The sequence below is a fragment of the Neisseria sp. 74A18 genome (assembly GCF_001308005.1).
GTDB classification, from domain to species: Bacteria; Pseudomonadota; Gammaproteobacteria; order Burkholderiales; family Neisseriaceae; genus Neisseria; species Neisseria dumasiana.
On the sequence record NZ_LGZA01000030.1, the window covers coordinates 1 to 20,729 of the forward strand.

The 20,729-nt window shown below is 51.3% G+C and carries 22 protein-coding genes and 2 pseudogenes; 13 read left to right on the plus strand and 11 right to left on the minus strand.

The genetic code is table 11. From position 1 onward, the window contains the following. Positions 1–107, plus strand: a pseudogene (locus AKG43_RS12825) (IS1595 family transposase); the annotation flags it as partial. A 272-nt stretch (positions 108–379) separates the two neighbouring features. Here AKG43_RS12825 and AKG43_RS09315 read toward each other — a convergent pair. From AKG43_RS09315 to AKG43_RS09325, 3 genes are all read right to left on the minus strand, one after another. After that, on the minus strand, positions 380–1,678 hold the full coding sequence (locus tag AKG43_RS09315; RefSeq protein WP_054600294.1) for an adenylosuccinate synthase: 1,299 nt from the start codon (positions 1,676–1,678) through the stop codon (positions 380–382). A 3-nt stretch (positions 1,679–1,681) separates the two neighbouring features. Then, complete coding sequence (locus AKG43_RS09320) at positions 1,682–2,848, minus strand: ATP phosphoribosyltransferase regulatory subunit (protein WP_054600295.1); 1,167 nt, start codon at positions 2,846–2,848, stop codon at positions 1,682–1,684. A gap of 262 nt (positions 2,849–3,110) precedes the next feature. Further along, on the minus strand, positions 3,111–4,280 hold the full coding sequence (locus tag AKG43_RS09325) for an alpha-hydroxy acid oxidase (RefSeq protein ID WP_054600296.1): 1,170 nt from the start codon (positions 4,278–4,280) through the stop codon (positions 3,111–3,113). Between the two features lie 289 nt (positions 4,281–4,569). On the opposite strand from AKG43_RS09325, the gene iscR reads away from it, so the two are divergent. From iscR to AKG43_RS09365, 9 genes and pseudogenes are all read left to right on the plus strand, one after another. Next, positions 4,570–5,013, plus strand: coding sequence for a Fe-S cluster assembly transcriptional regulator IscR (gene iscR, locus AKG43_RS09330; protein WP_054600297.1), 444 nt, complete (start codon positions 4,570–4,572; stop codon positions 5,011–5,013). 35 nt (positions 5,014–5,048) lie between these two features. Further along, positions 5,049–6,263: an IscS subfamily cysteine desulfurase gene (locus tag AKG43_RS09335; protein ID WP_054600298.1), complete on the plus strand. Its 1,215-nt coding sequence runs from the start codon at positions 5,049–5,051 to the stop codon at positions 6,261–6,263. Positions 6,264–6,375: 112 nt separating this feature from the next. Further along, entirely contained in the window at positions 6,376–6,621 is a 246-nt protein-coding gene (locus AKG43_RS09340; RefSeq protein ID WP_054600299.1) for an antitoxin, read from the plus strand. Between the two features lie 3 nt (positions 6,622–6,624). Further along, positions 6,625–7,020, plus strand: coding sequence for a type II toxin-antitoxin system VapC family toxin (locus tag AKG43_RS09345; RefSeq protein WP_054600300.1), 396 nt, complete (start codon positions 6,625–6,627; stop codon positions 7,018–7,020). Positions 7,021–7,146: 126 nt separating this feature from the next. Further along, positions 7,147–7,533 carry a Fe-S cluster assembly scaffold IscU gene (iscU, locus tag AKG43_RS09350; RefSeq protein ID WP_054600301.1) on the plus strand — a complete coding sequence of 129 codons (387 nt, stop codon included), beginning with the start codon at positions 7,147–7,149 and terminating at the stop codon, positions 7,531–7,533. 131 nt (positions 7,534–7,664) lie between these two features. Then, a pseudogene (locus tag AKG43_RS12460) lies at positions 7,665–7,781 on the plus strand (TraR/DksA C4-type zinc finger protein); the annotation flags it as partial. Between the two features lie 400 nt (positions 7,782–8,181). Next, the gene (locus AKG43_RS09355) at positions 8,182–8,418 is read left to right on the plus strand and encodes a hypothetical protein (RefSeq protein WP_054600302.1); all 237 of its coding nucleotides are present in this window, start codon (positions 8,182–8,184) and stop codon (positions 8,416–8,418) included. Positions 8,419–8,604: 186 nt separating this feature from the next. After that, positions 8,605–8,925 (plus strand): iron-sulfur cluster assembly protein IscA, encoded by a 321-nt coding sequence (gene iscA, locus AKG43_RS09360; protein ID WP_054600303.1) that lies wholly within the window; start codon positions 8,605–8,607, stop codon positions 8,923–8,925. Positions 8,926–9,033: 108 nt separating this feature from the next. Further along, positions 9,034–9,570 (plus strand): inorganic diphosphatase, encoded by a 537-nt coding sequence (locus AKG43_RS09365; protein ID WP_054600304.1) that lies wholly within the window; start codon positions 9,034–9,036, stop codon positions 9,568–9,570. A 249-nt stretch (positions 9,571–9,819) separates the two neighbouring features. Here AKG43_RS09365 and AKG43_RS09370 read toward each other — a convergent pair whose 3' ends face one another. Beyond that, positions 9,820–10,173: a helix-turn-helix domain-containing protein gene (locus AKG43_RS09370; protein ID WP_054600305.1), complete on the minus strand. Its 354-nt coding sequence runs from the start codon at positions 10,171–10,173 to the stop codon at positions 9,820–9,822. Positions 10,174–10,368: 195 nt separating this feature from the next. Here AKG43_RS09370 and AKG43_RS09375 point away from each other — a divergent pair, with 195 nt between their 5' ends. Continuing rightward, positions 10,369–10,605: a DUF896 domain-containing protein gene (locus AKG43_RS09375; protein WP_054600306.1), complete on the plus strand. Its 237-nt coding sequence runs from the start codon at positions 10,369–10,371 to the stop codon at positions 10,603–10,605. 202 nt (positions 10,606–10,807) lie between these two features. Continuing rightward, positions 10,808–11,683, plus strand: a complete 876-nt coding sequence (locus AKG43_RS09380) for a pirin family protein (protein WP_082403051.1) — start codon at positions 10,808–10,810, stop codon at positions 11,681–11,683. A 291-nt stretch (positions 11,684–11,974) separates the two neighbouring features. On the opposite strand, the gene AKG43_RS12465 is transcribed toward AKG43_RS09380, so the two are convergent. The 7 genes from AKG43_RS12465 to argB form a co-directional block, all read right to left on the minus strand. Then, positions 11,975–12,121 (minus strand): FeoB-associated Cys-rich membrane protein, encoded by a 147-nt coding sequence (locus AKG43_RS12465; protein WP_082403052.1) that lies wholly within the window; start codon positions 12,119–12,121, stop codon positions 11,975–11,977. Continuing rightward, the gene (locus AKG43_RS09385) at positions 12,121–13,998 is read right to left on the minus strand and encodes a ferrous iron transporter B (RefSeq protein WP_054600307.1); all 1,878 of its coding nucleotides are present in this window, start codon (positions 13,996–13,998) and stop codon (positions 12,121–12,123) included. The genes AKG43_RS12465 and AKG43_RS09385 overlap by 1 nt, the downstream gene beginning before the upstream one ends. An 88-nt stretch (positions 13,999–14,086) precedes the next feature. Beyond that, complete coding sequence (locus AKG43_RS09390; RefSeq protein WP_054600308.1) at positions 14,087–14,359, minus strand: FeoA family protein; 273 nt, start codon at positions 14,357–14,359, stop codon at positions 14,087–14,089. A gap of 659 nt (positions 14,360–15,018) precedes the next feature. Then, complete coding sequence (locus tag AKG43_RS09395; protein ID WP_054600309.1) at positions 15,019–15,759, minus strand: toxin-antitoxin system YwqK family antitoxin; 741 nt, start codon at positions 15,757–15,759, stop codon at positions 15,019–15,021. 1 nt (position 15,760) lies between these two features. Further along, a complete protein-coding gene (locus AKG43_RS09400; RefSeq protein WP_054600328.1) occupies positions 15,761–17,110 on the minus strand; it encodes an aldehyde dehydrogenase family protein in 1,350 nt (449 codons plus the stop codon). Positions 17,111–17,507: 397 nt separating this feature from the next. Then, positions 17,508–18,458 (minus strand): tRNA 2-thiocytidine(32) synthetase TtcA, encoded by a 951-nt coding sequence (ttcA, locus tag AKG43_RS09405; RefSeq protein WP_054600310.1) that lies wholly within the window; start codon positions 18,456–18,458, stop codon positions 17,508–17,510. Positions 18,459–18,586: 128 nt separating this feature from the next. After that, positions 18,587–19,480, minus strand: a complete 894-nt coding sequence (argB, locus tag AKG43_RS09410; protein ID WP_054600311.1) for an acetylglutamate kinase — start codon at positions 19,478–19,480, stop codon at positions 18,587–18,589. A 248-nt stretch (positions 19,481–19,728) separates the two neighbouring features. Here argB and AKG43_RS09415 point away from each other — a divergent pair, with 248 nt between their 5' ends. Then, the gene (locus AKG43_RS09415; RefSeq protein ID WP_054600312.1) at positions 19,729–20,694 is read left to right on the plus strand and encodes a tRNA-dihydrouridine synthase; all 966 of its coding nucleotides are present in this window, start codon (positions 19,729–19,731) and stop codon (positions 20,692–20,694) included. Positions 20,695–20,729 lie beyond the last annotated feature (35 nt).

Consider the following 20,729-nt stretch of genomic DNA (forward strand, 5'->3'; position numbering starts at 1 on the left):
TCGACCGAAAATCTTTTCCTCTGTTCTTGAAAGAATGTGAGTTTCGTTTTAACTTCGGGACACCAAAGCAGCAGTTAAAAACTTTGCGGCTTTGGTGTGGTGTTTAGGGCTAATCTACTTCAGCCCCTAAAGTAATTGAGTTATCTATAAGTTAAAGATACCAGATGCGGAGTAATGCGGCTTACAGCTACAAATATTGACTGATTGATACGCAATAAACTATATCAAACAAAAGAAAAACTCTTACATTCGGCGTTTACCCTGTTACCTGATCTATAAAATCTCCAAAGCCAATCACAAATGCCCTTTGCCTGATTGGAGCAGCGCCCTGCCCCGTATCAGACGTACAGCCGAACGGGGCGCATTAAAGGCGAAAAAATCAAGCAAACGGATGCTGCAACACAATAGTTTCTTCACGGTCGGGGCCGGTGGAAACAATCGCTACCGGCGCGCCGCACACTTCTTCGATGCGTTTCAAATACGCTTTGGCATTGGCGGGCAATTTGTCGAACGCTTTCACGCCGAAAGTGGATTCCGTCCAACCCGGCATGGTTTCGTAAATCGGCGTACAACCCGCTACGGCATCTGCGCCGAAAGGCAGGATGTCGGTTTTGCTGCCGTCAGGCAGTTGGTAGCCGGTACAGATTTTGATTTCTTCAATGCCGTCCATCACATCCAGTTTGGTGATACACATGCCGGAAATACCGTTCACTTGAATGGAGCGCTTCAGAGCGGCGGCATCGAACCAACCGCAGCGGCGGGCACGGCCGGTTACCGAGCCGAATTCATGGCCGCGCTCGGCCAATCCTGCGCCGATGTCGTCGAACAGTTCGGTGGGGAACGGGCCTGAGCCGACACGGGTGGTGTAGGCTTTCACGATACCCAACACATAATTCAACATTTGCGGCGGCACACCGGCTCCGGCGGAAGCGGCTCCGGCCAAGCAGTTGGAAGAGGTAACAAACGGATAGGTACCGTAATCAATATCCAACAAAGTGCCTTGTGCGCCCTCAAACAGCAGTTTTTCGCCTTTTTGGTTTTTTTCATACAAGGTGCGCGATACATCGCTGATCATAGGTTTGATTCGGCTTGAGAATTTTTCAACCACTGCCAGCACGTCTTCAAATTTTACCGGCTCGGCTTTATGCAGGTGCTGCAACTGAATATTGTAGTATTCGATATTGGCCTGCAATTTGGTTTTCAGTTTTTCGATGTCGAACAGGTCAACCATGCGGATGGCGCGGCGGGCGACTTTGTCTTCGTAAGCAGGGCCGATACCGCGGCCGGTTGTGCCGATTTTACCGCTGCCGCGCGAGGCTTCGCGGGCTTGGTCAAGCGCGATGTGGTAAGGCAGAATCAAGGTGGCGGTAGGGGCGATTTTCAGACGGCCTTCTACGTTTTTTACGCCTGCCGCATTCAGTTCGTCAATTTCACCCAGCAAGGCTTCGGGGCTGACCACTACGCCCGAGCCGATAAAGCATTCCAGTTTTTCGTGCAAAATACCGCTCGGAATCAGACGCAGAATGGTTTTTTTACCGCCGACAACCAGCGTATGACCTGCATTGTGTCCGCCCTGAAAACGCACCACGCCCGAAGTTTCTTCGGCCAGCCAGTCTACGATTTTACCTTTGCCTTCGTCGCCCCATTGTGCGCCGATAACCACTACGTTTTTAGCCATAACTCAAACCTGTTCCATTTCTGTTTCAATAACTTTCCATTCGCCGTCCTGTTTTTTCAGACGGCGCGTCGTATTCTTCGTGCCATTGTGCTCGACACCGTAATCGACCACCACGCAATAGCCTTCGGCGCGTAGTTGCTCAACTGCACTGCACGCCTCGGCCATATCCTGATGCGCCACGGCGATAAACTGCGTTTGCTCGCTCTGCGGCAAGCGCCCGATAAACATCCGCAAATCAAAGCTGAAACCCGTGGCAGGACGGGCGCGGCCGAAATATTGACCCAAACCGTCGTAACGCCCGCCGCGTGCAACGGCATCGTGACAGTCGCTGCCGTATGCGGCATACAGCAAACCGGTGTGATAATTGTCTACCCGCAATTCGGCCAAATCGATATGGATTTGCCGGCCGGGGAAGGCATCGCAAACGGCCTGCAATTCGTCTAATGCTTTGCCGACCGCAAACAAATCGGGCAAACGGTTACGCGCTTCCTGCAATACTTCACGCCCGCCATACAGTGTGGGCAGCAAGGCAAAGGCTTTGGCCCACATTCCGTCAAGCTGCCAGCCATCAACCTGAGCGCGCACGGCTGCGGCATCTTTATCCTGCATCAAGGCCAACAGCTGTTCCGACTGCTGCTCACTCAAACCGGCCGCCTCCGCCAGCGCACGAAACACGCCGATATGCCCGAGCGAAAGCAGAATCTCGCCAAACTCGGCAACCGAAACGCTTTTCAGCATCAAATCAATCAATTCGATATCGGCGGCCACTCCGGCAAAGCCGTAGAGTTCCGCTCCCACCTGCAAAGGCTCGCGGGTGTTCAAAAAACCGTCCGGACGGGCATGCAGCACCGAGCCTGCGTAACACAAACGGTTAATGCCGTTGTTGGCCGACAAAAGATGGGCATCGATACGCGCCACCTGCGGCGTGATGTCGGCACGGATGCCGAGCTGCCTGCCGCTGAGTTGATCGACGACGCGGATGGTTTTCAGCGACAACCCCGCGTCGATACGGGTAAGCAGAGAGTGGCTGTATTCCATCAGGGGCGGATGCACCAATTCATATCCGTGTACACGGAATAAAGCCAACAACTTTTCCCGCGCACTTTCGAGCTGGCGCGCGGTCGAAGGCAAGATGTCGGCGATGTGTTCGGGTAGCTGCCAAGACTGCATGAAACTCTTTCCGTAAACATGATGAAGGCTGTTTAAGCTTAAAATCGGGCAGAATACTTGAGCGTGTTCCGACAGCATTTCTGCTTGTGTTACCTGATTTTAAATTCAAACAGCCTTTTTCCGGCAGCCCAAACTGCCGCGTGGTTAAAATCAGACTTTAACATAAAACAACAATTAATGCAGTCTGTTTTTACCCCTTTCCGCACACATAAACAGGCCGTCTGAAAAAGGCTTTTCAGACGGCCTGTTTGAACCTTGCCGCTTATTTGGCTTCGGGATAAGTACCCTTAACCAGAATATCTTTGGTTACGTTGTGAATATCGCGGTGTCCGGTAAACGCCATAGAAACATCCATTTCTTTATACAGAATTTCAAGTGCGCGGGTAACGCCTTCTTCACCGTATGCGCCCAAACCGTATAGAAACGCACGGCCGATCATTGTGCCGCGCGCGCCCAATGCCCAAGCCTTGAGAATGTCCTGACCGCTGCGGATACCGCTGTCGAGCCATACTTCAATGTCGCTGCCTACTGCGCTGACAATATCCGGCAACGCTTTAATCGATGAAACCGTATCGTCGAGCTGGCGGCCGCCGTGGTTGGACACCACCAACGCATCCGCACCGCTCTTCACCGCCAGTTCGGCATCTTCAGGCTCCATAATGCCTTTGATAATCAGCTTACCGCCCCACAAATCTTTAATGCGGGCTACATCATCCCAGCTCAAACGCGGGTCGAACTGTTCCGAAGTCCAAGAAGACAACGAAGACAAATCGCCCACGTTTTTCGCATGACCGACAATATTGCGGAAGGTGCGGCGCTCGGTGTTGAGCATTTTCATACACCATTCAGGCTTGGTGGCCAAATTGATCAAATTAGCCAAAGTCGGCTTAGGCGGCGCAGACAAGCCGTTTTTAATATCTTTGTGGCGTTGGCCCAAAACCTGCAAGTCGGCAGTCAGAATCAAAGCGGAACACTTCGCCGCCTGTGCACGCTTGATCAGGTTTTCCATAAACTCGCGGTCGCGCATCACATAAAGTTGAAACCAAAAAGGCGCACTGGTATTTTCGGCCACGTCTTCAATCGAGCAGATAGACATCGTAGACAAAGAAAACGGAATACCGAACTTTTCCGCCGCACGCGCCGCTAAAATTTCGCCGTCGGCATGCTGCATGCCGGTAAAGCCGGTAGGCGCAATCGCCACAGGCATTTTCACATCGTGGCCGATCATTTTGGTTGCCAAGCTGCGGCCTTCCATATTAACCAGCACGCGCTGACGGAATTTGATGTCTTTGAAATCGGTGGTATTTTCTCGATAAGTTGTTTCAGTCCACGAACCGGAATCGGCATAATCGTAAAACATTTTCGGCACTTTGCGCTGCGCCACACGGCGCAAATCTTCGATACAGGTCATTTTGCTCAAATCGCGTTTCATACTGAATCCACCTTGATTGAATAGTGTTGGCTGTAAAACATTTTTTCAGACGGCTTCTACATGGCTATCTGATAATCCTTATCAATCTATACCAAGCCTTTGTTTATTGCAAACGCTTTTATGCCTTTTTCAGGCAGTGTTTTGTTCTAAAAGCCGCTTTTAGAGGCCGTCTGAAAAATTTTATGGCTGCAATAAAAACAAACAATGCCTGCCGGCAGATACTTGACCAAAACACTCAGATATTAGACAATCCCCCACCAATATAACAATACAAACCACCAACACCATCATGCGATTAACCACCAAAGGCCGGTTTGCCGTTACCGCTATGATTGATTTGGCGATGAACGCGCAAAACGGCGCAGTCAAACTCAGCGCCATCAGCGAGCGGCAAAACATATCCCTATCCTATTTGGAGCAGCTGTTCAGCAAACTGCGCCGCGCCCGTTTGGTAGAAAGCCTGCGCGGCCCCGGCGGCGGTTATATCTTGGCTGCGCCGGCGAAGGAAATCAACATTGCCCAAATTATCGCCGCAGCCGAAGACAAACTCGATGCCACGCAGTGTAGCAGCAAAGCCAACTGCAACAACGGCACCGCCTGCTTAACCCACGAATTGTGGGAAAGCCTGAACAAAACCATTCACGACTACCTAAGCAGCGTAACCCTGCAAAACATTGTCGACCAGAAAAACGAAAGCAACGGCAAAGTCGTTACCTTCACCCACATCCACTAAAGATACCGAAATATAAAAACGAAAGAGACCAAACCATGACCGTTCATACCCCCATTTATCTCGACTACGCCGCCACCACCCCCGTTGACAAACGCGTGGCCGAAAAAATGATTCCCTACTTAACCGAAACCTTCGGCAACCCCGCTTCCAACAGCCACAGCTTCGGCTGGGTGGCAGAAGATGCCGTAGAAAATGCCCGCCTCGAAATTGCCAAACTGATTAACGCCGATTCCAAAGAAATCGTGTTTACCAGCGGTGCCACCGAATCGAACAACCTTGCCATCAAAGGCGCGGCGCACTTCTACAAAACCAAAGGCAAACACCTGATCACCGTCAAAACCGAGCACAAAGCCGTTTTGGATACCATGCGCGAACTCGAACGCCAAGGCTTTGAAGTAACCTACCTCGGCGTGCAGGAAAACGGCCTGATTGATTTGGAAGAACTCAAAGCCGCCATCCGCCCCGACACCATCCTTATTTCTGTGATGTGGGTCAACAACGAAATCGGCGTGATTCAAGACATTCCCGCTATCGGCGAAATCTGCCGCGAAAACAAAATCATCTTCCATGTAGATGCCGCCCAAGCCTGCGGAAAAACCCCTGTGGACGTAGAAGCCGCCAAAGTCGACCTGCTCTCCATGTCCGCCCACAAAATCTACGGCCCCAAAGGCATCGGCGCATTATATGTACGCCGCAAACCCCGCGTGCGTCTCGAAGCCCAAATCCACGGCGGCGGCCACGAACGCGGCTTCCGCTCCGGCACCCTGCCCACCCACCAAATCGTCGGCATGGGCGAAGCCTTCCGCTTGGCGCGTGAAGAATTGGAACAAGACATCGCCCACGCTCTCAAGCTGCGCGACATCTTCCTCAAAGGCATCGAAGGCATTGAAGAAGTGTATATCAACGGCGATTTGGAACAGCGCGTCGCCACCAACCTTAATGTGAGCTTCAACTTCGTCGAAGGCGAAAGCCTGATCATGGCCGTAAAAGAACTCGCCGTATCCAGCGGCTCCGCCTGTACCTCTGCCTCGCTGGAACCCAGCTACGTTCTGCGCGCGTTAGGCCGCAACGACGAACTGGCACACTCTTCCCTGCGCATCACCTTCGGCCGCATGACCACCGAAGAAGAAGTGGCTTTCGCCGCCGAACTGATTAAATCCAAAATCGGCAAACTGCGCGAACTTTCACCGCTGTGGGAAATGTTTAAAGAAGGGATTGATTTGAATACGGTTGAGTGGGCAGAGCATTAAGATTGATGTTTATGAGGCCGTCTGAAATCAAAAGATATATACCTTGATAAATACCAATTAAACCCTTACACTGAAATTATCCCTACCCAATATATATAATAAGGAAACCGCCATGCAAACCGCCAAACTTTTTCAAAACGGCCGCAGCCAAGCAGTACGGCTGCCTGCAGCATTCCGATTTGCGGGTGATGAAGTGTATATCCGCCGAGATGAAGCCACGGGCGATGTGATTTTGTCGCAACGTCCGAGCGACTGGCAGGGTTTTATCGCCGCAGCATCGGAGCTTGACGAAAGCGATACCATTGAACGCGATACCTCCATACAGCAACGCGATCCGTTTGCAGACTGGCAGGAATAAAACATGCGCTACCTTTTGGATACCAACATTGTGAGCCATATCCTGCGCCGGCAACCGAATGTGATGGCAAAATTGCAAAGCGTGCCGATGTCTGATCTACATATTTCGGCGGTTACTCATGCCGAATTGATGTACGGCTTGGCAAAAAAACCTGATGCGGCCAAGCTGCATCGTGCCGTGCATGAACTTTTATTGCGTATAAGCGTATTGCCGTTCGACGAACAAGCAAGCACGCATTACGGAAAATTTAAAGCGCAGACAGAGCAGTCGGGTAAAAATCTGGCATCTTTAGATATGATGATTGCCGCCCATGCTTCCGCCGTAAGCGCAGTGTTGGTCAGCAACGATGCCGCTTTCCAACAGATTGCTGATTTATCGGTGGAAGACTGGACGAAATAACGCGCAAAAGCCATCACTAACTACATACTATATTTTTTAAAACAAAAACTTAATTTGTCTTGAAATTCTTTTCAGACGGCCTTAAATAAACCGAATAACCCAATATATACACAAGGAACCCACATCATGGCATACAGCGATAAAGTGATTGATCATTACGAAAACCCCCGCAACGTCGGCTCGTTCGACAAAAACGACGAATCGGTCGGCACCGGCATGGTGGGCGCGCCTGCCTGCGGCGACGTGATGAAACTGCAAATCAAAGTGAACGACGAAGGCGTGATTGAAGATGCCAAGTTCAAAACCTACGGCTGCGGCTCGGCCATTGCTTCTTCTTCATTGATTACCGAATGGGTAAAAGGCAAAAGCCTTGATGAAGCTTTGGCGATTAAAAACAGTGCCATCGCCGAAGAATTGGAACTGCCGCCGGTGAAAGTACACTGCTCGATTTTGGCCGAAGACGCGATTAAAGCCGCTGTTTCGGACTACAAAAAGAAACACGGCGCGGAATAAGGCTGAAGCAACATGGCGGCGGTTGGGCGCCGGATGGCGCGGAGCAAGAGCAAATCGAGACCTCGCTGGAAGATGCGCTGGCTTTGGTTCGGTAACATCTTCCTGCGGGTAAAAGTGCCCGCGAATGTGCCGAATGCGTCGAACCGATTCCCGAAGCCCGCCGCCAAGCCTTGCTAGGCGTGCAACTATGTATTGCCTGCCAGGAAGAAGCCGACAAACAACAGGTTTGGCCTATTTTGAAGATGTGAGCGTTATTGAAAATGATGCATATCACCGCTGCGTTGTGAAAAAAGTTTCAGGAGCAAATGATGAGTTCATACTTCAAAGCTATTCTCGCCTACATGTTTGTTTTTTCAATAGCGGGTATTATGTTTGACGGGTTGAATACGGGCAAAGGTGCGCGAATGACTATAATACTGTCCACTTTAGCTGCCGCAATTGTATGGTTCATGTCATCCCGTTAAACAAAATGAGATGGTTGCGGCAGGTATGGAAAACAGGCATGTAACGGCAACGCTCGGTATTTGCGCTACTGGGATCATTTCTGCCCTGCAGGTTTGGCACTACTTGTAACCGCGCTTCAACAGCAAAGACAGCCAATTAAAGGCCGTCTCAACACACAAACTCATTTGAAAACAAGGTGATCGCATGCCCTTTACTCCCGAACAACAGCAATCTCTGCTGGCACAAAAAGGTGTAGGCAAAACCGTTTTGCAACGCTTGCAGCAAATGGGCTTGGACGATACCGCCAAACTCGCCGCGGCAGATGTGGACGATATTTTGCAGCAAGGCGCGGCGTTAACCGGTTCAACCTGCTGGAAAAACAGCCCGCAAGCCAAAGCGGCCATTGTTGCAGCGGTAGAATGGGCTAAAGCGCAAAATTAATTTTCAGACGGCCTCAAAGTTCATAAAGGCCGTCTGAAAAACCGTAGGGCAGGCATCCCGCCCGCCGCTTGGGGAAATGAATAATTTTTACCGTATAACATTTTACTCGTTATGCAACGGCGGGCAGGGATGCCCACCCTACGGAATGACAAGACACCCGCATAGTAAGCGTAAAGGATTAAGACGATGATTACATTAACCGAAAAAGCCGCCAACCATATCCAAAACTTTCTCACCAAACGCGGCAAAGGCGAAGGCATCCGCTTGGGCGTGAAAACCAGCGGCTGTTCGGGCATGGCTTACACTTTGGAATTTGTTGACGATATCCAGCCCGAAGATTTGGTGTTTGAAGGCTACGGCGTGAAAGTGTTTGTCGACCCCAAAAGCCATGTGTATCTCGACGGCACCGAACTGGACTACACCAAAGAAGGCTTGCAGGAAGGCTTTAAGTTCCAAAACCCCAATGTGAAAGACGAATGCGGTTGCGGCGAGAGCTTCCACGTTTGATTGCGCAATAACCGAGGCCGTCTGAAAGTGAGCTTTCAGACGGCCTCTCCATGCAGCTTATGTTATACTCGCACCCGTTTAAAAACCATCTCGAAACAAGGATTCATCATGGCTGATTTTAATCAGATTCTCACCCCCGGCGACGTTGACGGCGGCATCATCAACGTAGTGAACGAAATTCCCGCAGGCAGCAACCACAAAATCGAATGGAACCGCAAAATGGCCGCCTTCCAACTCGACCGCGTAGAACCCGCCATTTTCGCCAAACCCACCAACTACGGTTTCATCCCGCAAACCCTTGATGAAGACGGCGACGAGCTTGACGTATTGCTGATTACCGAACAGCCTTTGGCTACCGGCGTATTTTTGGAAGCCAAAATCATCGGCGTGATGAAGTTTGTGGACGACGGCGAAGTGGACGACAAAATCGTGTGCGTACCCGCCGACGACCGTAACAACGGCAACGCCTACAACAGTTTGGCCGATTTGCCCAAGCAGTTGATCCAACAAATCGAATTCCACTTCAACCAATACAAAGCCCTGAAAAAACCCGGCTCCACCACCGTGGAACACTGGGGTGACGTGGCCGAAGCCAAAGAAGTGATTAAAGAATCGATCGAGCGCTGGAACGCCCAAGCTAAATAAACAAGCGTTAAACGGCATCAGGCCGTCTGAAACTCAAACCGCCCGCAAAAGTCGCATAAATTTCCGACTTTTGCCGGCGGTTTTAATTTTTCAAACAAGAAAACTTTGCAAATTTACCGCCTGCGGTACATGGCCGCTTTGCGCCCTACCCGCTCGTTTGATCACTCTGCACCCGCTGCGCCTTGACACCTTGAACTATATCCGCATCCGCCGATGCTTATACTTATAAAAGTGTCAATCCACCTGCCGTCAGCTTTTCTGCACCTTGTGTTTCGCGCACTCCAGCGCATATTCCGTACCCCAACGGTGCATGGCTTCGATTACCGGCATCAAGGTCAACCCGAATTCGGTCAGCGAATATTCCACTTTGGGCGGCACCTGCGGATACACTTCGCGATGAACGATACCGTCGCCTTCCAGTTCGCGCAGTTGCAGGGTTAACATGCGCTGGGTTACGGCGGGCATCAGCTTCTGCAATTCGTTGAAACGGCGGGTTTCCGTATTTAAATGATGCAAAATCAAAACTTTCCACTTTCCGCCGATGATATCGAGCGTGGTGCTGACCGGGCAGCAGTTACCGTTTAATTCGTGATAGCTGTTCATATTCCACTCTGTTGCTGTATTGTTTACAGTATAAAAAATGTGCGTACTTGTATAAAAATTTGTACTGCGTATAATACGCCTAACGATACAAAAAGCCCAGTAAAAAATAACGGGCAATCGACAAATAACCGAAGAGGCCGTCTGAAAAACGGCAAACCGGATTTCAGACGGCCTCAACCACACAAGGAGCACATCATGCGTATTGCAGAATTAGACCGTATCAACGAGCTGGCCCGCAAAGCCAAAACCGTAGGCCTGAGCGAAGCCGAAACCGCCGAACGCGATGTTTTGCGCCAAGCCTACATCCGCCAAGTGTGCGGACAAATCAACAATATGCTCTCCACCGTAACCGTGGTTGACCCCGAAGGCACCGACGTTACCCCTGTCAAATTAAGGGAAGCTCAAGCCGCGGGTATGCAGCAAATGCACTAAAGTCAATCAACTTGTTTTACTGCGGCGCTGCTGCGCCTTAGCTCAAAGAGAACGATTGTGTAAGCCGCTGAAGCGGCAACAGAATCGGTTCCGTACTACCTGTACTGTCTGCGGCTTGCTGCCTTGCATTAAAAATAATTTGATTTACTATAACACGAGCAAACACACATTATTAAAAATTAAAATAACGAAAGGAAACACCATGAGAAACGTGCGACAAATCTACCGCGCCAACAGCCAACACTGGGTTGGAGACGGCTTTTTGGTTCAACCCCTGTTTTCACACATGGATGCCGACCGCGGCACCGACCCGTTTTTGATGCTCGACTACGCCGCACCTTACACATTCGCGCCCAACGAAGCACGCAGCCCCCGCGGTGTCGGCCAACACCCGCACAAAGGCTTTGAAACCGTTACCATCGCTTATCACGGCGAAGTGGCACACCGCGATTCAACAGGTGGAGGCGGCGTGATTAAAGAAGGCGACGTACAATGGATGACCGCCGGTGCCGGCATCATTCACGAAGAGTTCCATTCCGAAGCATTCAGCAAAGCGGGCGGCCTTTTCGAGATGGTGCAACTGTGGGTAAACCTGCCGTCAAAAGACAAAAACACACCGCCGCGCTACCAACATCTCGCTAAAGAGAACATTCCCGTAGTGGAGCTGCCCGACGGTGCCGGCCATCTGCGTTTGATTGCAGGCGAACACGGAAACATCAAAGGTGCGGCCGATACCCACACCGAAATGAACGTATGGGACGTGGTTATCCGCCCCGGTAAAGAAGCTGCAATAACCATCCCCGCCGCACACAGCCTTTCTATGGTTGTGCTGCGCGGTCAAGCAGTGTTTAACGGCAAAGACAGTGCCGGTGCAGGCCAATTGGTCGGCTTTGAAAACGGCGGCGGTGAAGTGCATATCGCCGCAGGCAACGAAGAAGTGAAAATATTGTTGCTCTCCGGCGTGCCGATTAAAGAGCCGGTGGTCGGCTACGGCCCGTTTGTGATGAATACCGTGGAAGAAATCCGCGAAGCCATCAACGACTTTAACAACGGCCGTTTCGGCAGCCTTGCATCTTAATCGCGCCAACAGCAGTATCAGGCCGTCTGAAAGCATTGTTTGGTTAAAGCAATGCTTTCAGACGGCCTGATACTGTTTAAATGGCGATACCAACGTGCGGACGGTATTCAAGCCAAATGCACAACAAATACAGTCAATCAACTTAACTTTTACTACGGCGCTGCCGTGCCTTAGCTTTAAGAAAACGATGGTACAAGCTGCTAAAGCGGCACGCCGTAACACAAACAAAGTTTATTTGCCCTATCTGTTTTTGCCTTATTAACCCTCTCCCACGCCATTCCTGCGCCATAATCAATGGCAACCGCCGCCTTTATTGCCGCCGCAACGGTCGCAACCGCCGCAGGCCGAACCGCTGTTTTTCGGCTTGAACACAAATTTCCTCAGAATATACAGGGTGCACAGCAGCACAATCGCACCCACAATCATGTATTGCTCCATCACACTATCCTCGAAGTAATCTGATACACAACGAAAGCAAACACATAGGCAAGCCCGAACAGATACGCCGTGATCATAAAGGTTTTCCGTGCCGATTTGGTTTCACGCTTGATTACCGCCAATGTGGCCATACACATCGGCGCGTAAATATACCAAGCCAAGAACGCAAAAGCGGTCGGCAGCCCCCAGTTGTTGTGCACAATCGGAATCAGCGCGTTTTGCACGGCATCTTCCGAACCGGCACCCACGGCATACACCGTACCCAAAGCAGCCACCACCACTTCGCGGGCGGCAATACCCGGAATCATCGCGATACACATCTGCCAAGTGAAGCCCAAAGGTGCAAACAAAGACTCGATAAAATGGCCTATCGTTCCTGCAAAGCTGTAATCGATCGCCGCGCCCGTTGCACCGGCAGGCGGCGCAGGAAAGCTCACCAATGCCCACAGTATCACACTCAACGCAAAAATAATCGTACCGGCACGTTTTAAAAACGCTTTCACGCGATCCCACAAGCTGATCACAATATGCTTGAAATTAGGCATGCGGAAGGTAGGCAGTTCCATCAACAGCGGAAACTGCTTGATACCCTCTTTGCTGCGCGCAAAAAACTTCATCACATAAGCGGTTGCCGCCGCCGAAGCAATACCGGCCACATAAAGCCCGAATAAAGTCAGCCCTTGCAGATTAAACACGCCCATTACCGTTCGGTTGGGTATGACCGCCGCAATAATCAGCGCATAAATCGGCAGGCGTGCGGAGCAAGTGAGCATCGGCGCAATCATAATGGTAATCAGCCGTTCGCGCGGGTCGTGAATGGTGCGCGCCGACATAACGGCAGGCACGGCACATGCAAAGCTCGACAACAAAGGAATAAACGAACGCCCCGAAAGCCCGGTTTTCGACAATACGTTATCAAGCAAAAACGCGGCACGGGGCAGATAACCCGAATCTTCCAGCAACAAAATAAACGCAAAAAGAATGGTAATTTGCGGCAGAAACACCAGCACGCTGCCGATACCGGCAATCACACCGTTTACCAGCAAATCCTGCAAAATACCTGCCGGCACCACGGTCGTTACCCATTCGCCGAGTATGCCGAAGCCTTCTTCGATCGCCCCCATCAAAGGCTCTGACCACGAATACACGGCTTGGAACACCAGCAGCAGAATCACCAGCAAAATGGCAAAACCCCATATCGGGTGCAGCACGATATTATCCAAACGGCGGTGCCATTCCGGCAGCTTCATTTCCGTGCTGACTACCTGCCGCAAAATATCTTCCACTTGGGCATAAAGCTCGTTACTGTCGAGCCGGTTAAGGGTGTTCTCCGCTTCTTCCACATTGATGGGGTGGGCACTGCTGCGCGGCAGTTTCGCCACCGCTTCGCGCACGGCCCGAATGCCCTCTTTACTGACCGCCACCGTTTCCAAAACCGGCACGCCCAGCAACTTGCTCAATTTATCGGCATCGATTTTCAAACCGCGCGAACGCGCCACATCGCTCAAATTCAGCGAAACGGCCATCGGCAGACCGAGCGTTTTCAGCTCCAGCATCATCCGCAACGTCATCCGCAGGTTTGTCGCATCCGCCACCGCAATAATCGCATCGGGCTGCTGGCCGAGCTTACCCAGCACCACATCGCGCGCCACCGCTTCATCAGGGCTGGTGGTGCGCAGGCTGTATGTACCCGGCAGGTCGATAATATGAACAGACGTATCGTCGATAAACACACCCTCACGTTTATCCACCGTTACGCCCGGATAATTGGCTACTTTGGCATGCGCACCGGTAAGGCCGTTAAACAATACGGTTTTACCGCAATTCGGCGCACCCACCAAAGCAAAATAGCTTAAAGCCGACGCTTGCGCGCTCATGTTTGATCCTTTCATTATTCGTGTCCGACACCCTTTCAAGCAGGAGGCCGTCTGAACATTCTGAAATTGGGAAATGATGCCAAAGGCATCAGAAATGGTCGGTAACGACCCTGCACATCACTTTGGCCGCTTCGGGCGCACGCAAAGCAAATTGCGATTGATTGCCCAAGCGCACGGCGAAAGGCCCTTTTCCGAGCACGCCGACCGCCATAACCATTAACGGCATACCGTTGGAAAAGCCCAAGTCGGCCAAACGGCGGCTGACCAAAGCGTCTAATTCTCCGAAAACGGGATTTTCGCCAATGGATTCAATATGGGCACAAGTGCCTTTAGCTAATTGGGAGAGTGGTACAACAGACATAAAAGCCTACTTTCTTGTGTTCGTAAAAAAGTTAAGCTTTAAGACGGGAAACCCTGAACGTGATTGAATCAACCTTTGTTTATGATATTAATTTTTATTTATTTATAACTGTATCTTAATGTTTTTTAGTTGGATTTGCAATGAAAGATGAATTTCTTCTCCACTAGAAAGAAATACGCAAACCAGACCGCTACTTTAAGAAAAAATCAGATAAAGAAATAAAGAATCAAGATATTACAAATAAATGCTGCTCAATCTGCCTTCAGCCCCCGATGAGGCCGTCTGAAAACAAATCGACATTTTTTTGAGCTATATCAGAAGAAAAGAGAGTGATCGTTCGATCGATCAGGGCATGCCGCTTAGTTTGTGAATCGGTTTTGAAGAACCAGCCGCCGGTATATCGTTAAACCGCTCAATTTCAGCAACCTTGCGGCCATACCCGAATCAAGCCAAACTACGAAGCATGTATTCTTTGAGCGGCTCGGCTATATATCGCAAATAAACTCGCGCCGGTTTCCGCCCAAATATTTTCAGACGGCCAGAAGCCTGCATCGGCTCTCCGGGAAACCATTCCAGCAACCGGAACGATTTTTCTGTTTGTCTCAGGCAAAAACAAAGGCTGCCGGTATACCGCCCGCAGCCTTTGTGTCTATTGCCGATCAATCCGACAGCACATAACCGTCTTCATCCCACACCGTTTTTTTAATCAAAGAACCGTTCAAATACACCGCTTCTGATTTTTTCGCTCCGTTGGGATGCCAATCCAGCACAATGCCGTTGCGCTTACCGCCTTCCATCGTGATTTCGGTAAGCAGCAAGCCGTTTTCGTTCCAACTGACAATGCTGTTGGGTTTGTCTTCCACCATCATCATTTCTGTTTTGGGCTGGCCGTTGGCATACCATTGCTTCCAATAACCGTTGGCTTTGTTGTCTTTAAACTGGATTTCGCTTTCTTTGTTGCCGTTGCGGTAATAACGCGACCCCGTGCCTTCGCTGCGGCCTTCCACATAAGGCATTACGGCGGATTTTTTACCGTTGGGATACCAGTTTATCCACACACCGTCGGGCTTGCCGTTTTTATAGCGGCCGCTCATTTTCTTTTGACCGTTGAAGTGCCACAAGGTCAGCACACCGTTATGGGGTGCAGGCACGAAACTTTTGATTTGCCCCGCCGCCACTTGGTAGGGGTCGGAGTATTTCTTCATCGAGGGATAATAGAAATCTTGTGCTTGGGCAATGCCGTCTTTCACTTCATACTGGCGCACATACGCCACCGACGACATATTCGCGGTAATCTGCCCTTGCTGGTTGAAATACAGTTCTTGCATCTGCGCGACGGCGGCCAGCGGGAAACCCGCCAGCAGCAACGCTTTAAGCCCTGTATGCCATATTGATTTCATATTATTTTTGCCAATAAGATTTCACGTTAACAAATTCGTAAATGCCGAATTCCGACAATTCCCTGCCGTAACCCGAATCTTTCACACCGCCGAAAGGCAGATGCAGATCACTGCTGGTATGGCGGTTGATATACACCGCGCCAGTTTGCAGCTTGGTTGCATATTCCCACGCTTTTTCATGATCTTGCGAATAAATGCTGGCCCCCAAACCGTAGGGGTTGTCGTTGGCCAGCGCAATAGCGTGCTCTTCGCCCAACGCCCGCATAATCACGGCCACCGGGCCGAATACTTCTTCGTGGTAAACACGGCAGTTGTGGTTTACATGATCCAACACCGTGGCGGGATAAAACCAACCCTGCTCGCTGCATTCCGGTATCTGCCCGCCTTGAAGCACGGTTGCGCCGTTCACCAGCGCATCGATTACCTGCGAATGGATGCGTTCGCGCAAATCGCGGCGGTGCAGCGGCGCCAATGTGGTATCGGGATCCATCGGATCACCCGTTTTCAGCTTGGCACATTCGGCAATAAACAAGGAGATAAACTCTTCTGCTACCGATTCGGTAACGATAATGCGCTTGGCGGCATTACACGATTGCCCGGCATCGCGAAAGCGAGAATAACACGCATCTTTGGCGGCTTGCGCCAAATCGGCATCCGACATCACGATGAAGGCATTGCTGCCGCCCAGTTCCATCACAGTTTTCTTCAAATACAAACCGGCCTGAGCCGCCAACCGCCGCCCCGTTTCGGCAGAACCGGTAAAGGCCAGCGCATCGGTGCAGGCAACGGCGCGGCGCACTTCGGCATGATCCAGCCATGCCACATCCATCGGCAGATCGGCTCCGATGATTTCAAACAGGGCTTCGGTTACCCTGCCCACGCTCGGCGCGGGTTTGACCATGCAGGCATTGCCGGCGCACAAGGCGGGAATAGCGAAACGCAGTATCTGCCAAACCGGATAATTCCACGGCATCACGGCAAAAACCACGCCCAAAGGCTCGAAGCGCACTTGGCTTAGACTGGCCTGAGTGGCAATAGTTTTATGCGCCAGCAGTTCAGGCGCTTTACGCGCGTAATAACGCACCAGTTCAACCGATTTGTTCAACTCGGCTTTGCATTCGCGCAAACAGCGGCCGACTTCTTCGCAAATCATCACGGCCAAACGGCCGCGGTTGGCTTCGAGCCGGTCGGCAAAGGCGTAAAGTAGTGCGGAACGCTCTTCAACCGTAAGCGCCGCAAAGTCCTGCTGGCGTTTTCTCAAACGCCGCAAGCAGTATTCAAACTCTTCCCACGATTGAGCTTCGCGCTCGTATAAGGTTTCTCCGTTTAAAATATGTGTGCTGAAAAACACGGGCAGCTCCGAAAAATGCGGCAATCAATACGCCGGAATATAAAAATTATTGTGAGTGAGAATTTTATAAGTTAATGACGGATGCCGTCTGAAAACACCGTTAAACGGCTTTCTGCTCATATAATCGGCTGTTTGGTTTTCGATGAATGTTTTTCGGATTGACGGTTAACAGATTTATTGTACCCCAAGAGCCTGTTTAAAGTCTTGATGAAAGTGGTGTTTTCGTTCAAAACACGCGATATGGCCAACCAACTTGACTTTTACTGCGGCATTGCTGCGCCTTACCGTAGCAAGTTAAGCTGATTGACCATATTAATTAAGCATCATCCATATCGGGGGCGCCCAAGTATGAAAACAGGCATACCCCGCAAAATATTCGGTTTGATAACCGTTGCATTCAGTTTTTCGGTTTGCTGGCCAGTATGTTGATCACTTTTTTAACCGGCACTTCGGGGGAGATCATGATTTCGCTGCCGTCGTGCTTAGAGCCGTCTGAAAACTGTTGCGGCACGGTTTCTTTATCGAATGCCAAATCGCCGCCGTGCCGTAAAGTTTGGCCGCGTTCCAAACCGGCAAAGTCGAAAAGTTCGGTATCGGCCAAATGCGAAGGCACGACGTTTTGCAGGGCGGAAAACATGGATTCGATGCGGCCGGGGAAGCGTTTGTCCCAATCTTGCAGCATTTCCTTAATTACCTGACGTTGCAGATTGGGCTGCGAGCCGCACAGGTTGCACGGAATAATCGGAAACTGCTTCAGCTCGGCATAACGCTGCAAATCTTTTTCTTTCACATACGCCAGCGGGCGGATAACGATGTGCTCGCCGTTGTCGCTTACCAGCTTGGGTGGCATGGCTTTGAGTTTGCCGCCGTAAAACATGTTGAGAAACAGGGTTTCGAGAATGTCGTCGCGGTGGTGGCCGAGCGCGATTTTGGTGCAGCCCAACTCTTTGGCCACGCGATACAGCACACCGCGGCGCAAACGGCTGCACAGCGAACAGGTGGTTTTGCCTTCTTCAATCACGCGCTTGACCACGGAATAAGTGTCTTCTTCGATGATTTTGTACGGCACGCCGATGCTTTCGAGGTATTCGGGCAAAACGTGTTCGGGAAAGCCGGGCTGCTTTTGGTCGAGGTTGACGGCAATCAGCTCGAAATCGACCGGCGCGCTGGCCTGCAACTGGCGCAGAATGTCCAGCAAGGCGTAGCTATCTTTGCCGCCCGACAAGCAGACCATGATTTTGTCGCCCTGCTCGATCATGTTGAAATCGTTGATGGCATCGCCCACGGCATGGCGCAGGCGTTTATTTAACTTGTTGTTTTCTAATTCGTGTTTGGGTTTCTTAGACATGGCTGAAACGTGAAAAACAAAGGCTGGATTGTACCTTAAATATTAGGAGGCCGTCTGAAAAAAGCTGCGGGCTTTTTCAGACGGCCTCTCTGTTGATGAAGCAGGTTTTCACTCTGTTCGGCAGCGCTTTATGCTTTTTCGCCGCCCAAAATCATCGAGCCTATGCCCGAATCGGTAAAAATTTCCAACAGCAGCGCATTCGGCACTCTGCCGTCGATGATGTGCGTGGCTTTTACACCGTTCACCGCCGCTTCTACCGCCGAGCTGATTTTGGGCAACATACCGCCGTAGAGCGTGCCGTCGGCAATCAATTCGTCGATACGCTTGGGGGTGAGGTTGGTGAGCAGGTTGCCTTCTTTATCCATCACGCCGGCGATATTGGTCATCATCAGCAGTTTTTCGGCATTCAACTCTTCCGCCAATTTGCCTGCCACCAAATCGGCATTGATATTGAACGCCTCGCCGTTTCTGCCCACACCGATGGGCGCAACCACGGGGATATGGCCGTAACCGATGATGCCTTTAATCAGCGAGCAGTCGATGCTTTCCACCACACCCACTTGGCCGATATCGACGCCGTTGCGTTCGGGCGTGTTGATAAACAGTTTTTTGGCGCGGATAAAATGGCTGTCGCGGCCGGTTACGCCCACGGCCTTGCCGCCGTGCTGGTTGAGCATAGACACGATTTCTTTGTTCACATGGCCGCCGAGCACCATTTCTACAATGTCCATCGTTTCGCTGTCGGTAACGCGCATACCCTGAATAAACGTGCCTTCTTTACCCACTTTGTTCAGCATATCGTTAATCTGCGGGCCGCCGCCGTGCACAATCACGGGGTTGATGCCGCAAAATTTCAGCAGCACCACATCTTTGGCAAAACCTTCTTTCAGATGCGGCTCGGTCATGGCGTTGCCGCCGTATTTGATCACGATGGTTTTGCCGGAAAAGCGGCGGATATAAGGCAGGGCTTCGGAAAGAATCGCTGCTTTTTCCGAAGCGGAAATGTGTTGGGTGTCGCTCATATTTCTCCCTTGTATATGCGGTGGTGTGTTTTAGCGAAACTCGCAAGTTCACTTTAGCGAAGCTCGCAAGTTCGCTTTCAGACGGCCTCAAAGCACGGGCTGCAAAAGCTTCCACATCTTAAATTATCAAGATGATAAAAACAACAGCCTCCCCGATGCGGCACAGCGCAAACCGTTTCCGCAACTTTCGCGCTTCGAGAAGCGGTTTGCGGTAAAATAAGCGGTTTTTTCAGACGGCCTTTTCAGATATGCAGTTGATTTTGGCGCCCATGCAAGGGCTGGTGGACGATGTGATGCGCGATTTGCTGACCCGTATCGGCGGGTTCGACGAGTGCGTGAGCGAGTTCGTGCGCATCACCCATACTGTGCATTCGCGTCAGACTTGGCTGAAACATGTGCCGGAAATCGCCGGCAACAACCGAACGCCCGCCGGCGTACCCTGCACCGTGCAGCTTCTAGGCAGCGATGCGGACAACATGGCGGTAAACGCGCTCGAAGCCGTGCGTTTCGGGGCGGATAAAATCGACCTTAATTTCGGCTGCCCCGCGCCCACCGTCAACAAACACAAAGGCGGCGCGGTGCTGTTGAAAGAGCCGGAGCTGATTCACCATATCGTCCGCACTTTGCGCCAAAGTCTGCCCGACCATATTCCGCTCACCGGCAAAATGCGTTTGGGTTTTGAAGACAAAACACTCGCGCTCGAATGTGCCGCCGCCATTGCAGAAGGCGGTGCCTGCGGCCTGACCGTGCATGCGCGCACCAAAGTGGAAGGCTACGAACCGCCCGCGCATTGGGAATGGGTGCGTAAAATCCGCGAGGCCGTGCAGATTCCGGTAACGGCCAACGGCGACGTGTTTGCCTTGCAGGATTATCTCGACATCAAACAAGTAAGCGGCTGTAACAGCGTGATGCTCGGGCGCGGCGCGGTGATGCGGCCGGATTTGGCGCGGCAGATTAAGCAGTTTGAACGCGGCGAAAGCGTTACCGAAGCGGATTTTGCTGAAATCGCAGGCTGGATAAACCTGTTTTTTGACCTGTGCCTCGCCAAAGAAGCCAACAACAAATACCCCGTCGCCCGCTTGAAACAATGGCTGGGCATGATGAAAAAAGTGTATCCGCAGGCGCAGGAATTGTTTGAACGCATCCGCACATTGAAAGAAGCGGACGAAGTGAAAAACGTATTGATTGCGTTTGAACAGGCGCAACGCCGTTAAATATCAACGGCTTTTAGTGTTATACATTACATCAC

Bases quoted from the DNA above. Each gene is read 5' to 3' on its own strand.
- AKG43_RS09315 (WP_054600294.1), bottom strand. From the start codon at position 1,678: ATGGCTAAAAACGTAGTGGTTATCGGCGCACAATGGGGCGACGAAGGC.
- AKG43_RS09320 (WP_054600295.1), bottom strand. From the start codon at position 2,848: ATGCAGTCTTGGCAGCTACCCGAACACATCGCCGACATCTTGCCTTCG.
- AKG43_RS09325 (WP_054600296.1), bottom strand. From the start codon at position 4,280: ATGAAACGCGATTTGAGCAAAATGACCTGTATCGAAGATTTGCGCCGT.
- iscR (WP_054600297.1), top strand. From the start codon at position 4,570: ATGCGATTAACCACCAAAGGCCGGTTTGCCGTTACCGCTATGATTGAT.
- AKG43_RS09335 (WP_054600298.1), top strand. From the start codon at position 5,049: ATGACCGTTCATACCCCCATTTATCTCGACTACGCCGCCACCACCCCC.
- AKG43_RS09340 (WP_054600299.1), top strand. From the start codon at position 6,376: ATGCAAACCGCCAAACTTTTTCAAAACGGCCGCAGCCAAGCAGTACGG.
- AKG43_RS09345 (WP_054600300.1), top strand. From the start codon at position 6,625: ATGCGCTACCTTTTGGATACCAACATTGTGAGCCATATCCTGCGCCGG.
- iscU (WP_054600301.1), top strand. From the start codon at position 7,147: ATGGCATACAGCGATAAAGTGATTGATCATTACGAAAACCCCCGCAAC.
- AKG43_RS09355 (WP_054600302.1), top strand. From the start codon at position 8,182: ATGCCCTTTACTCCCGAACAACAGCAATCTCTGCTGGCACAAAAAGGT.
- iscA (WP_054600303.1), top strand. From the start codon at position 8,605: ATGATTACATTAACCGAAAAAGCCGCCAACCATATCCAAAACTTTCTC.
- AKG43_RS09365 (WP_054600304.1), top strand. From the start codon at position 9,034: ATGGCTGATTTTAATCAGATTCTCACCCCCGGCGACGTTGACGGCGGC.
- AKG43_RS09370 (WP_054600305.1), bottom strand. From the start codon at position 10,173: ATGAACAGCTATCACGAATTAAACGGTAACTGCTGCCCGGTCAGCACC.
- AKG43_RS09375 (WP_054600306.1), top strand. From the start codon at position 10,369: ATGCGTATTGCAGAATTAGACCGTATCAACGAGCTGGCCCGCAAAGCC.
- AKG43_RS09380 (WP_082403051.1), top strand. From the start codon at position 10,808: ATGAGAAACGTGCGACAAATCTACCGCGCCAACAGCCAACACTGGGTT.
- AKG43_RS12465 (WP_082403052.1), bottom strand. From the start codon at position 12,121: ATGGAGCAATACATGATTGTGGGTGCGATTGTGCTGCTGTGCACCCTG.
- AKG43_RS09385 (WP_054600307.1), bottom strand. From the start codon at position 13,998: ATGAGCGCGCAAGCGTCGGCTTTAAGCTATTTTGCTTTGGTGGGTGCG.
- AKG43_RS09390 (WP_054600308.1), bottom strand. From the start codon at position 14,359: ATGTCTGTTGTACCACTCTCCCAATTAGCTAAAGGCACTTGTGCCCAT.
- AKG43_RS09395 (WP_054600309.1), bottom strand. From the start codon at position 15,759: ATGAAATCAATATGGCATACAGGGCTTAAAGCGTTGCTGCTGGCGGGT.
- ttcA (WP_054600310.1), bottom strand. From the start codon at position 18,458: ATGTCTAAGAAACCCAAACACGAATTAGAAAACAACAAGTTAAATAAA.
- argB (WP_054600311.1), bottom strand. From the start codon at position 19,480: ATGAGCGACACCCAACACATTTCCGCTTCGGAAAAAGCAGCGATTCTT.
- AKG43_RS09415 (WP_054600312.1), top strand. From the start codon at position 19,729: ATGCAGTTGATTTTGGCGCCCATGCAAGGGCTGGTGGACGATGTGATG.